The organism is Clostridium aromativorans, from assembly GCF_020908015.1.
In the GTDB taxonomy this organism is placed as follows: domain Bacteria; phylum Bacillota; class Clostridia; order Clostridiales; family Clostridiaceae; genus Clostridium_B; species Clostridium_B aromativorans.
Genome location: NZ_JAJJPB010000049.1, coordinates 1 through 11,813 on the forward strand (window position 1 = coordinate 1; position 11,813 = coordinate 11,813).

At 30.8% G+C, this 11,813-nt stretch carries 15 protein-coding genes and 2 other annotated features; all 15 genes read right to left on the reverse strand.

Annotated elements, in window-relative coordinates; translation table 11 throughout:
* Window positions 1–541 precede the first annotated feature (541 nt).
* On the reverse strand, window positions 542–793 hold the full coding sequence (locus LN736_RS18175) for a cell wall-binding repeat-containing protein (protein ID WP_150358700.1): 252 nt from the start codon (window positions 791–793) through the stop codon (window positions 542–544).
* 132 nt (window positions 794–925) lie between these two features.
* Entirely contained in the window at window positions 926–1,867 is a 942-nt protein-coding gene (locus LN736_RS18180; RefSeq protein WP_150358699.1) for a GNAT family N-acetyltransferase, read from the reverse strand.
* Between the two features lie 169 nt (window positions 1,868–2,036).
* Complete coding sequence (locus LN736_RS18185) at window positions 2,037–3,284, reverse strand: DUF1015 domain-containing protein (RefSeq protein ID WP_150358698.1); 1,248 nt, start codon at window positions 3,282–3,284, stop codon at window positions 2,037–2,039.
* A gap of 12 nt (window positions 3,285–3,296) precedes the next feature.
* On the reverse strand, window positions 3,297–4,226 hold the full coding sequence (locus LN736_RS18190; protein ID WP_150358697.1) for a D-2-hydroxyacid dehydrogenase: 930 nt from the start codon (window positions 4,224–4,226) through the stop codon (window positions 3,297–3,299).
* Between the two features lie 15 nt (window positions 4,227–4,241).
* On the reverse strand, window positions 4,242–5,312 hold the full coding sequence (locus LN736_RS18195; RefSeq protein WP_150358696.1) for a pyridoxal-phosphate-dependent aminotransferase family protein: 1,071 nt from the start codon (window positions 5,310–5,312) through the stop codon (window positions 4,242–4,244).
* Between the two features lie 99 nt (window positions 5,313–5,411).
* Window positions 5,412–5,609 (reverse strand) — a binding site (T-box leader).
* A gap of 84 nt (window positions 5,610–5,693) precedes the next feature.
* Window positions 5,694–5,896, reverse strand: a binding site (T-box leader).
* Window positions 5,897–6,077: 181 nt separating this feature from the next.
* Complete coding sequence (locus tag LN736_RS18200) at window positions 6,078–6,266, reverse strand: hypothetical protein (protein WP_150358695.1); 189 nt, start codon at window positions 6,264–6,266, stop codon at window positions 6,078–6,080.
* 23 nt (window positions 6,267–6,289) lie between these two features.
* On the reverse strand, window positions 6,290–6,475 hold the full coding sequence (locus tag LN736_RS18205) for a hypothetical protein (protein WP_150358694.1): 186 nt from the start codon (window positions 6,473–6,475) through the stop codon (window positions 6,290–6,292).
* A gap of 120 nt (window positions 6,476–6,595) precedes the next feature.
* A complete protein-coding gene (locus tag LN736_RS18210; RefSeq protein ID WP_150358693.1) occupies window positions 6,596–7,378 on the reverse strand; it encodes an EFR1 family ferrodoxin in 783 nt (260 codons plus the stop codon).
* An 89-nt stretch (window positions 7,379–7,467) separates the two neighbouring features.
* Window positions 7,468–8,151 (reverse strand): beta/alpha barrel domain-containing protein, encoded by a 684-nt coding sequence (locus tag LN736_RS18215; RefSeq protein ID WP_150358692.1) that lies wholly within the window; start codon window positions 8,149–8,151, stop codon window positions 7,468–7,470.
* Window positions 8,152–8,208: 57 nt separating this feature from the next.
* Window positions 8,209–8,760: an NAD(+) diphosphatase gene (locus tag LN736_RS18220; protein ID WP_150358691.1), complete on the reverse strand. Its 552-nt coding sequence runs from the start codon at window positions 8,758–8,760 to the stop codon at window positions 8,209–8,211.
* Window positions 8,761–9,032: 272 nt separating this feature from the next.
* Window positions 9,033–9,725, reverse strand: a complete 693-nt coding sequence (gene sfsA, locus LN736_RS18225; protein WP_229982171.1) for a DNA/RNA nuclease SfsA — start codon at window positions 9,723–9,725, stop codon at window positions 9,033–9,035.
* A gap of 153 nt (window positions 9,726–9,878) precedes the next feature.
* On the reverse strand, window positions 9,879–10,139 hold the full coding sequence (locus LN736_RS18230) for a pro-sigmaK processing inhibitor BofA family protein (protein WP_150358795.1): 261 nt from the start codon (window positions 10,137–10,139) through the stop codon (window positions 9,879–9,881).
* A 119-nt stretch (window positions 10,140–10,258) separates the two neighbouring features.
* A complete protein-coding gene (locus LN736_RS18235) occupies window positions 10,259–10,546 on the reverse strand; it encodes a DUF2508 family protein (protein WP_150358794.1) in 288 nt (95 codons plus the stop codon).
* 90 nt (window positions 10,547–10,636) lie between these two features.
* Window positions 10,637–11,233, reverse strand: a complete 597-nt coding sequence (recR, locus tag LN736_RS18240) for a recombination mediator RecR (RefSeq protein ID WP_150358793.1) — start codon at window positions 11,231–11,233, stop codon at window positions 10,637–10,639.
* Window positions 11,234–11,282: 49 nt separating this feature from the next.
* A complete protein-coding gene (locus LN736_RS18245; protein ID WP_179978604.1) occupies window positions 11,283–11,627 on the reverse strand; it encodes a YbaB/EbfC family nucleoid-associated protein in 345 nt (114 codons plus the stop codon).
* Window positions 11,628–11,813: the final 186 nt, after the last annotated feature.

Genomic DNA, 11,813 nt, shown 5'->3' on the forward strand with positions numbered 1-11,813 from the left:
TGCTTCATTCCGGTGCTCATTTACCTAAGTAAACTCTGCTCCTCATTCGGCCTTTTCCTTGCTGTACTCGTTACTGTCAATTTCAAGCATATTACTTACAAAATTACTTTTAGCTGCTCATCGCAGCTCAAAAGAATTGCTGGTTTATTCTCATATAAGTTTCCCTATATTTATTCTGTTCAATTTTCAAGGATCATCTCAAGCTGCCTGCTCTTCTTTAAGACAGCTTTTATAGTATATCATCTGTATTTACCCTTGTCAACAACTTTTTTAAATTTTTATTTATAAGTTGATATACCCTGCTTTCTGCTGCAATTTCAGACAACGTGTTTTATTGTAGCACAGTCTATTGCTTTGCAGTTTATTATATCCTACGTATTTCAAGCTTATTTCTTTATTTCTCTCCCTTTATGCCTGCCTCCTTACTTTTTCACATATAGATACTCCCGGTCATGTTCATATATAACTTTACTTTTTGTATTAAAATCTTCTAAGTTAATTATACGCCTATTTTTAAAATACATTTTATTTTGATTTACAATTAAGGGCAAATACCGCCCCATTCAACAACAGTAAATCCATTACGCTTAAATTCATCTATTTTAGGTTCTTTAATTTCTAAATTTTCGTCATCATTAAGGGGCACAAAGTAAAAATAAACTCTTAAAGTAGTATTATTTTTGATATATTCTATTGAGCTGGATATGGCAGCAGAATCATCACCATCTACTAATATCAGTGGTGCTGAATATTTTCCTGCTATTGCCGAAGCTACCAGATCATCTGCATACATATTATTAGAATAAAATCACTCTAAAGTCAAGACTTATTGAATCCGCAGATCTTTTATAATGGCTCTTATAATATTTTCAAGATCCTATACAAATTCTAAATTTACGTTTGTACGGATTCCATATAATTTCAATTAGACAGAATTAATTTTATAAAAAGTTATATGATCCTTCCATTTCCCATTTACAAATAAATATTTTTTATTTAATCCAAGCTCCTTAAATCCACAACTCTTTAATACTCTTTGGGATTTTATATTATCTACCAAAGTAGATGCCTCAACTCTATGTAACTCTAATTCATCAAAAGCATAATCCAAAACTAACTTCAACGCTTCTTTCATGTATCCTTTGCCTTGTTCATCTTCATCTATAGAATATCCTATAAATGCACTTTTCAATACTCCTATTATTATATTTGATATCTGTATCTTGCCTATAAACCTCTTATTTTTGAATATGCCAAAATTAGCGTTTTTGCCACATAGAAATTGCTTATAGCTTTCAATTAAATTTCTCTTTTGCACTTCCAATGTATAAAAGCTTTTCTCTCGTTCTGGTTCAAATTCACTTAGATAAACTTGATTTTTTACATAATAATTTAATGCATCCACTGCATTTTCCGGTGTTAATATGGATAACACTATATTATTTCCTCTTATATGTAATCCTCTATTTATATGCATACTTTTAGTTTTATCGAGATCCAGTCCAAATAATATTTCATTTTTATATCCAGAATCAGCTTTTATGCTTCTCGATATTATACCCTCAAGTTCAAAGCCTAAATCAGTAAATGCTGATATATTTATATCCTCATGTGCTATTATATTTATTTTACCCAGCTCAATTTTGTGAAGAAGAATTTGTATAAAATTTTCCAGAGTATTTTTAAGCAATTTATAACTGCTCTCTCCCCATTTATAAAATTTTATCCTAATCATACTATATTTATTTATTTTAGAAAGTTCAATTATAAATATTCTTCCTATAGTAATACCCAAATTATCTCTTATTATATATTCACTGTCACTACCTTTGACTAAATCAATGGATATAAATTGTTCTTTCAGCATTTCATCGCTCCCAATTGTACATTATGATCCTACAATTACCTGATTATTGGCAAATCTAAATTAAAGTATAATTTTAAATATATTATACCATAAAATTTTACATAAGATATCTTTTATAACATGATAAAATCCCCGTAAGTTTTACGAGAATTCTATCAAAATAAAGCTACTATTTCAATTTATGAATAAACAGTCCACTTCTCAATTTTGGCTCAAACCAAGTGGATTTAGGAGGCATTACCTTCCCAGCATCTGCGATATTCATCAATTCTTCTAATGTAGTAGGATACATGGAAAAAGCAACTCCCATGTCATTTTGTCTTACCCTTTTCTCTAATTCTCCAAGTCCCCTTATTCCGCCTACAAAACTGATTCTATCATTCGTACGTGGATCATCTATTCCTAAAATAGGAGCCAATAGATTATCTTGAAGAATAGATACATCCAACTTATCAACGGGATCATCTGAATTATATGTCCCTTCTTTTACAGCAAGTTTATACCATCTTCCGCCTAAGTACATACCATAGGTACCCTTACGAAACGGTCTATATGCCTCTTTTCCCTCATACACTTCTACATCAAATTTTTTAGAAACCTTAAACAAATATTCTTCAGTAGAAAGACCATTCAAATCTCTAACAACTCTATTATAATCTATAATCCTTAAATCCGAATGTGGAAAAAGTACTGATAGAAAAAAATTGAACTCCTCATCTCCAGAATAATTTGGATTTTCTCTTCTCCTTTTAATACCTACTTTTACTGCAGAAGCTGCCCTATGATGTCCATCTGCTATATATAAGCTGTCTACATTCTTAAATAAATTACAGATGCTTTTTATTGTTTTATCATCATCTATTACCCACACCTCATGTCTCACTCCGTCATCAGCAGTAAAATCGTAAACCACCTCTTTTTTCATCCATATATTCACTATATCATTAATTTTATCATCATACTTATAGGTTAAAAAAATTGGTCCTGTATTGGCATCACAGATATCTACATGATTTATTCGATCCTGTTCTTTGTCTTTTCTAGTATATTCATGCTTTTTTATCCTATTATTTAAATAATCATCTATAGAAGTGCATCCTACTATACCTGTTTGACTTTTACCATCCATGGTCAATCTATATATATAAAGGTTGTTTTTCTTGTCCTGTATTAATATATTATTGTCTATCATTTTATTTAAATTTTCATTTGCCTTTTCATAAACTTTTCTATCATATAGATCTACATTTTCATCCAAATCTATTTCAGCTTTATCCACATGGAGAAAAGAATAGATATTATCTTTAGCCATTTCTTTCGCTTCTTCACTGCTCATTACATCATAGGGTAGTTGTGCTACCTTGTCAGCTAAATCCCTCCTTGGCCGTATTGCCTTAAAAGCTCTTAAAATTGCCATTCTATACCTCCTCTACGCATTGACTAAATTTCTATTCAAACAATACTTTTCAATTATAGTTACTATTTCTTCACCTATTCTTTTTTGAGCTTCAAAAGTTGAGCCACCTATATGAGGTGTAACTGATACTCTTTGATTATTTACAAGTTCTCTACAAGGTTCAGGTTCATTTTCAAATACATCCATCCCTACAGCTGACACTTTTCCAGTATTTAATCCATCAACCAAAGCTTTTTCGTCTATTACACCACCCCTTGCACAATTTACTATATAAACTCCATCCTTCATCATCTCAATCTCTTTTCTACCTATTACCGCACTCTGGGATTTATCAAAAGGAATATGAATTGATATATAGTCCGCCTTCCTTAATAATTCTTCTAATTCAAAAAATTTATAATTGTTATATCCTTTTGCCATGCCAAGTTTATCATAATATATTACATCCATTCCCATAGCATAAGCTCGTTTTGCCACTTCTTTTGCAATTCTCCCAAAACCCACAAGGCCTAATGTCTTGCCGTACAATTCCACTCCCTTATATTTCTTTTTCTCCCATTTTCCTTTTCTCATAGTCACATTAGAAATATTCACATATCTAGAAATTGCCAACAAATGAGCCAACGTTAACTCCGCTACTGAAATAGTGCTGGCATCAGGTGTATTTTTAACCATTATTCCATTTTCAGCTGCATAATCCACATCTATATTATCTACCCCAACTCCCCCTCTTATTATGAGTTTCAGCTTTCCATTTTTAGCCGCATCTATAAGCGGTTTCCTGATTTTAGTGGCCGATCTAACTATCATTATGTCAAATTCTCTTATTCTTTGCTTTAATTCTTCTTCTCCAAAATGTCTATCTAAAACATCATATCCATTTGCTATAAGCTTATTGAGAGCTCCTTCTTCCATTCCATCATTCACCAATATTTTTATCAATTTTAAACCCCCCTATTATAATTTCAATATATAATTAACAGTATCTATAAGCTCTTTTATATCAGAAAGGTTAAAATCAGCCATATGAGCTATTCTAAAAGCCTTCTCCTTTAATTTCCCATAACCATTGGATATCTGAAATCCCCTTTCACCTAAATCCCTATTTAATTGTGCTACACTTATATTTCTGGTATTTTTTATATTAGTAAGAGTATTGGAAAGATATCTTTCATCTGCAAATAACTCAAAATATTCTCTTGCCCAATTTCTCACATACTCGGCCATCTCTATATGTCTCTTATATCTATTTTCAAGTCCTTCCTCTAATATTCTATCCAGTTGATAATTCATGGCAAACATATGTGAAATAGATGGTGTTGAAGGATACTGGTAGTCTTTCTTATGGATATAATTATAAAGAGAAAGCAAATCTAAATAGTAACCTCTAAACTTTACCTTTTTAGCTCTCTCCACCGCCTTCTGTGAAAAAGAACATATCGCCATTCCTGGAGGAAGTCCTAAAGCTTTTTGACTAGATGTCAGGCATATATCCACACCTAGCTTATCCACTTCTATCTTAGTACCCGCCATAGAGCTAACTGTATCTAAGCACCATACAATCTCTGGATACTTTTTCACTACTTCTGCTATATCTTCTACTGGATTCATAACTCCTGTAGAAGTTTCATTATGAGTTATACAAAGAGAATCATATTTACCCGTAGCCAGAGCTTTGTCAATCTTGTCTATATCTACAGCTTTTCCCCAATCCTCCTCAAATAAATCTGCCGGTACATTATTGCATTCTGCAATCTGATACCACCTATTTCCAAATGCACCTATGGAAAAGATTGCCGCTCTTTTTGCTGTACTACACCTTATAGCTCCTTCTAAAAGCCCTGTTCCCGATGAAGTTGAAAGCAGAATTTCTTCTTTTGTATTAAATACCTTCCTCATTTTATCACTAATGTCTCTTTGAAGCTCAGATGCTTCTTTACTTCTATGGCCTATCATTGGCGTTGCCATTTTCTCTAGAACATCTTTTCTAACTTCTACTGGACCTGGAATAAATAATTTTTTATGCATATTTTTACCTCCAATTAATTTATGTCGACCGAATAATTCATCAATTCACTGTTATACATTATTAAAGTAACAATAAAAATAAAAAGCCAACCTGATCCCCTTAGGGACGATTGACTCGCGTTGCCACCCTCATTAATCATACAAATGTATAATTCTCTCATTTAATTTAACGGTTTTCCGTATTATTCATCATAATAATTCTCCAAGGTGGATTCACAAAAGCATTGGTATCAGTTTACACCATCCACTGACTCTCTTTTACCTAACTTATGCTACTTTTCTCTTCATCAAATAAATATTAAATTTTGCATCAAAGCTATAGCATTAAAATTATTATTTTGTACAAAAATTATTATAAAATAAAAGAACCAATCAAATCCACATAGGGACGATTGGTTCGCGTTGCCACCCTTATTGACTATATAAAATATAAATATAATCCTCTCATTTAACTTAACGGTTTCCCGTATTATTCATCATAATAATCCTCCAAGGTGGATTCACAAAAGTATTGGTATCAGTTTACACCATCCACTGATTCTCTTTTACCTAACTTGTGCTACTTTTCTCTTCATAAGACGTTATTCAAAATTAATTTATTTATGATTTGTTAATTATTATATGATTTAACTTTGTATATGTCAATACTTTTTTAAAATATTTATATTATTTATTTTATCGTGCATACAGCAAATTAATATGCATATATCAGAATAAATATAATATTATAATATATAATGGTTAGTAGTATATAATCAACCTTATTTATGATTGATCCAAACTTGCCAAAACACTATCGTAAAGATTTTTTACACATTTTCCATTTCGTAAATTTCTACAATTAGTACAGCTTTTATAATAAGCTTCTCCAGTACTGGACTGAAATCCAAAATCATCCGGTTCATATCCCGGACATGCGCTGCCAACGTGTCTCATTTCCTGATCATTTGCCATAAATATCATTCCTCCTACTAAATTTAATTCATATTTAATATTCCATCAATTTCATCAAATAATTTTTTGCTGCATTGCTCATTTATAAAATTCACACAATTACTACAACTATTGGAAACATAGCTGGCCTGTAACCCAACTATATAATTTTTAGATTTATATTCTTTACAGTTTTCCGCAACGAGCATTTTATCCTGAATTGAAATCATAAAACTCACTCCTGAAAAATATTGTATCTTTAGTATCTCCAAAATTAAAAATTCAATTCAAAAAAGCCTCCAAAATTAAAAATTATTGGAAGCATTTAATACAATATAAAATTTTAGATTTTATCTGTTCAAATCAAGTGTTTTTATTATGTCTCTTTGAGTTTGATCTATCTTTTTTCCTTTATATCTCACCGCATTTATTGGACATATGTATATACATCTTAAACATAAAATACATTTACTATGAAAAATTGCATGTCCCCTTTCAAACGTTATATTGCCTTGAGGGCAATTTCTAAGACACAATCCACATTTACCGCATTCTCTTGTAGAAGATATATTTTTGGACAATTTGGGAATCTTATTTTTAAAAGTAATATAAATCGCTTTATTAAATTCAAATCTAATAAATGAAACACTTTCTATAATGGGTTCTCCTTTTATAAAATTTTCTACTACATTTTTTACTTTTTCATTTGCTTTTAACAACAATTCTTCAATTAAATCCCTATCAGGTTTTTTCCCCTTTATAAAATAGAAATTATTAGGCATCCTTATGCTAATTTGCATCAATGGAATGTATCCTTTTTTTTTCAAACACTTTGCCATAAAATACGGGGCTGAGGATAAAGATGCAGCTTGTGTAGAATAAACTATTATTTTTGTTTCTTTATTTAAATCATCAAGTCTATTTAAAAAATCATTTACAATTTTAGGTGGAAATTTAGCATAAACTGGCGAACCTATAATTAAGAAATCATATCTCTTCAATTTGCTAACTTCTAAAAATTGTATATTAACTAAATCTATATTTACATTGTAAAATGCAAAATTTTCTTTAAATCTATCTGCTACCCACTTAGTATTTCCTGTACCACTAAAATAACATAAAGCACCCTTCATGATAATCCTATTTTCATTTTCCCAAAATATATGAAAAGTGAAAATAATTACTCCTCTCTAAATTATAATCCAATTTTTCAACTGAACATTTAGTTCTTCTCTTCCTCAGCATACTTTTTTCTATTTTCAAACATGATTTTACTTAAAATTTCAGCTGATGTAGGTGGGGTAAACGCTATTGCATTAGCTCCTGCCATTATGGTATCTTTTATACTAGATTCTGTAGGACCTCCTGTAGCTATTATAGGAAAAGTAGAATACTCCTTTCTAACCTTCTTTACTATATTAATAGTCTCACCAGATCCGGAAACATTTATTATAGTAGCCCCTGATTCCACTCTATCTCTTATATCTTCATATTCAGATACTATAGTTACTATTATAGGTATATCAATAGTATCTCTTATCTGCCGTATAACTTCATTTGGAATAGTACTATTTAACACGATTCCCATAGCGCCCTTAAATTCTGCATCTAAGGCTAAATTTATAACTCTTCTCTCTGTTGTCATCTTCCCACCAACTCCACAAAATACTGGTATGTCAGCGGACAAAAGAATTGCTTGTGTTATAAGAGGCTGTGGCGTAAATGGATATACTGCAATAATGGCATCTGCATTTGTATTTTTTATAATTGCTACATCTGTAGTGAACAGTAGAGATTTTATTCTTTTACCAAATATTCTTATTCCACTTGCTTCTCTAATAATCTCAGGTACTCTAATCATATGCCTTGGGGTAATTCCCTTTATTTCTGGTATATACTTAGCCATTTTTTTCCTCCTTATCTAAAAAACTAGATGTTACTGTGCTTTTGAGCTTATCCACATTTAAGTATTTCTACTACAGCTATCATTGTCACATCTATAAGCTTTTTTACCAGTATAATTTATTTCCTTTAATACTTTCTTAACTATCCTCTTGCCAATTTCATCCTCACTCATTTCACAAAGGGCATCCTCTATATGACTCCAATCCACCCATTCTACTTCAGAAGATTTTTTTATATCTCCTCCATCATAATTTGCCATGAATGTGAGCATTATTATTTCTTTACCATTATTATTGACATACTCACTTCCTAAATATTTTAAATCTTTTACTTTCAGACCCGACTCTTCAAACACTTCTCTATGTACAGTTTCTTCTACAGTTTCACCATTTGCCACATACCCTGACAAAAGTACCTTAGAGTTTTTATATATATAACTTTGTTTTAATAATAATATTTGATCTTTATTTACTACTGCAACTATCACACAGGGCCTAGGGGTATCAAAATACATTATATCATCTTTAGAACAATATGGTACCCCACCTTCATCCCAGCTATACTTTTCTTCTAATTTTTTCCCACATATAGGACAATATTTAAATTTCATATATACACTGCTAATAAAGCAGCCACACCCCCTTAATTTTATCAAACAAATTTACACCGTTAATAAATATACCATCTATCTATATTATAAAGCTTATAAATATATAATAAAATATTTACTAAATTTTTTATCCAAACGCTACCATTGCTAATACTTGTAACTTCCTAAAGTGGCAGATAGGCACTGTTATGCGTCTGGATTAGATCTTTTTATGTATAAATTCAAGTGAAAAAGACCTCTTAGGATAGTTTTGCTTAAACTTAAAGATGATATTATAATTTTACTTTAACTTCATCTCTCAAAGTTATAAAATGCTCACCCACATCACAATCATAAGCAAAAATTTCTACATTATTTTGTTTTGCGTATCTAAGATTTTCCCCAAATTCTTTATCCATTTTATCATAAGGTGTAAAGTATTTTACATTAGACATCTGAATTAAGAATAAAACTGCCGCATCTAAACCCGCCTTTTTTGCTTTAACTAATTCTAGTAAATGTTTTCTTCCTCTTTCTGTAGGAGCATCCGGAAACATAGTCACTCCGTTCTTTTCAAAAGTAACTCCTTTTACCTCAAGATAACACTGTCTATTGCTTTTATCCCATAATTCAAAATCAAATCTGCTATTTTCAAATATTTTTTCTTTTTCTATCTTAACGTATTTTTTAAAATAACTTATTTTTTTCAATTTTAAAGCCTCATATACAACTTTATTCGGAATTTGTGAATCTATATTTATGAGTCTTTCTCCTTTGTAACCTGCTATTAAATCATATTTTGTTTTCCTTGTAGGACTATTTCCCTCTCTTAAAAGCACAGTAGTACCAGGTATAAGTATTTCTCTACACCTTCCTGTATTGGGGACATGAACTTTTACCTGAAAATTGTTTATATATACATAAGCTTCAAATCTGTTAGGTCTGTTGATAAATTCAGCTTTTACTATATTTTTATCAAATATCAATACACCATCTCCAGCAAGACCAAATTTATAACTTCTTTTTAATAATAACAGATTATCAGCCTAAAAATACAAATTACTATTGTTACATTTTTATGAATTTATAAACTATTTCCCAGAAAATCTATAAAAATCAGTACTCCCAAAAATGAATTTTTAAAGAAATAATTTAAATATTATAAGAAATATCACTCCGGGTATTCCAAAAAACCCTGCAATAAGCGAAGTGACAGCATTGATACCTATGCTAAATCCAAAATATTTTCCTATTAAATTTACTATAATTAAAAGAATCACGCCAAGCACAGCATTTGCAATAAGCTTGAATAATATTTTTAAGGGCCATGAAAATACCTTCACCAATATATATAACCCCACTATAGCAATTAAAAAATATCCTATATATTGAAACATCATACGCTTATTCCCCCCATAAACTTACGTTCTATTATTATACATCGATACTATTTAATTTATATTCTAACAATAAAAAAATATTAATGCAAAGAATAAGCTCTAATGCTTGATTTATCCTTTTAAGACGATTTTTTATTTTCATTCAAGATTGGAAATATATTTTTATAATCTGCCTTAAATCCATTTTTCTTAACTTTATTTAAAAGATACATGTACTTTGACTTTGCTGCCTCCTCCATATATATAGCATAATCTACTAAATAGGGATCCTTCACAGAATCAAAATATATTCTGCATCTCTCCAATTCCTGTCTGGCCTTCTCTATATCATTCAATAATTCTTTCTGATTTGTCATATACTTAGAATTTTTAGCAAACAGGTATTTAACTATATTATATTTATTCATAAAATGTATATCCTCCTAATCTCATATATTATCTTAATAATTGACACAAATTAGAAGTAATATACATAAGCGTTGATTAGCTGAATGAAGCTATATTTCTACTCTACCCTCCAATGCCTTCGACAAGGTAACTTCATCTGCATATTCCAAATTTCCACCTACGGGAATACCGTGAGCTATCCTGGTTACTTTTACACCAAGCTGCTTTAATATTTTAGATATATACATAGCTGTAGCTTCTCCCTCTACATTTGGATTAGTAGCAACTATAACTTCTCTTACATCTCCATTTATTCTTCTTATAAGTTCTTTAAGTTTTATATCCTCAGGTCCTCTTCCAGCCATGGGAGATATATTACCATGAAGTACATGATAGACTCCATTATATTCTTTTATTCTTTCCATAACCATTATATCTTTAGGTTCTTCAACTACACAAATTGTGCTTTTATCTCTATTGGGATTCGAACATATTGGACAGGGATCTGACTCTGTAAAGTTTCCACAAACAGAACAATACCTTATAGTTCCCCTGGCCTTGATTAAAGCCTGGGCAAATTCCCTTACCTCATCTTCTGGTAGATTCAACACATGAATTGTAAGTCTCTGTGCTGTCTTGTAACCTATTCCCGGTAACTTAGCAAATTCTTCTATTAGCTTTTCAATAGAAGCAGGATAAAAATCCATAAAACATCACCTCAATTTAAAGCCCCATCTGCAGACGGGGCTCGTAATCTTAAAACATTCCTGGAATATTAAGACCACCAGTTAATTTTTTCATTTCAGAAGCAGTTTCATCTTCTGCATTTTTCAATGCTTCATTACATGCAGTTAAAACCAGATCTTGAAGCATTTCCACATCTTCTGGATCAACTACTTCCGGCTTAATTTCTATGCTTACTATCTGTTTTTTGCCATTTACTATTACAGTTACTGCCCCACCACCAACAGTAGCACTAAATTCCTTATTTTCAAGCTCTGATTGCATATCCTGCATTTGTTTTTGAAACTTTTGAGCTTGTTTCATTAAATTATTCATATTTCCCCCACCGCCAAAGTTAGGGAATCCACCTTTTGCCATAATATATATCCTCCTCAATTAAATTAACTAACACATATTTAATTATATCATATTTCTATGGAATTCCATCTATAGTTTTATCCGAATGTCACAGTAAAAATTTATATGGCGCAGATTTTCCCTCAATATGAATACTCTTCCTTTTTTATTATGGGCGGAAACTGTCCCTTGTATTTTAAAAATGCA

What these genes read in the sequence shown, in the direction of transcription:
- LN736_RS18220 (WP_150358691.1), bottom strand. Translation starts at nt 8,760, where the DNA reads ATGAAATTTAAATATTGTCCTATATGTGGGAAAAAATTAGAAGAAAAG.
- LN736_RS18185 (WP_150358698.1), bottom strand. Translation starts at nt 3,284, where the DNA reads ATGGCAATTTTAAGAGCTTTTAAGGCAATACGGCCAAGGAGGGATTTA.
- LN736_RS18235 (WP_150358794.1), bottom strand. Translation starts at nt 10,546, where the DNA reads ATGAATAAATATAATATAGTTAAATACCTGTTTGCTAAAAATTCTAAG.
- LN736_RS18195 (WP_150358696.1), bottom strand. Translation starts at nt 5,312, where the DNA reads ATGCATAAAAAATTATTTATTCCAGGTCCAGTAGAAGTTAGAAAAGAT.
- LN736_RS18205 (WP_150358694.1), bottom strand. Translation starts at nt 6,475, where the DNA reads ATGATTTCAATTCAGGATAAAATGCTCGTTGCGGAAAACTGTAAAGAA.
- LN736_RS18175 (WP_150358700.1), bottom strand. Translation starts at nt 793, where the DNA reads ATGTATGCAGATGATCTGGTAGCTTCGGCAATAGCAGGAAAATATTCA.
- LN736_RS18200 (WP_150358695.1), bottom strand. Translation starts at nt 6,266, where the DNA reads ATGGCAAATGATCAGGAAATGAGACACGTTGGCAGCGCATGTCCGGGA.
- LN736_RS18230 (WP_150358795.1), bottom strand. Translation starts at nt 10,139, where the DNA reads ATGATGTTTCAATATATAGGATATTTTTTAATTGCTATAGTGGGGTTA.
- LN736_RS18180 (WP_150358699.1), bottom strand. Translation starts at nt 1,867, where the DNA reads ATGCTGAAAGAACAATTTATATCCATTGATTTAGTCAAAGGTAGTGAC.
- LN736_RS18245 (WP_179978604.1), bottom strand. Translation starts at nt 11,627, where the DNA reads ATGGCAAAAGGTGGATTCCCTAACTTTGGCGGTGGGGGAAATATGAAT.
- LN736_RS18215 (WP_150358692.1), bottom strand. Translation starts at nt 8,151, where the DNA reads ATGGCTAAGTATATACCAGAAATAAAGGGAATTACCCCAAGGCATATG.
- recR (WP_150358793.1), bottom strand. Translation starts at nt 11,233, where the DNA reads ATGGATTTTTATCCTGCTTCTATTGAAAAGCTAATAGAAGAATTTGCT.
- LN736_RS18210 (WP_150358693.1), bottom strand. Translation starts at nt 7,378, where the DNA reads ATGAAGGGTGCTTTATGTTATTTTAGTGGTACAGGAAATACTAAGTGG.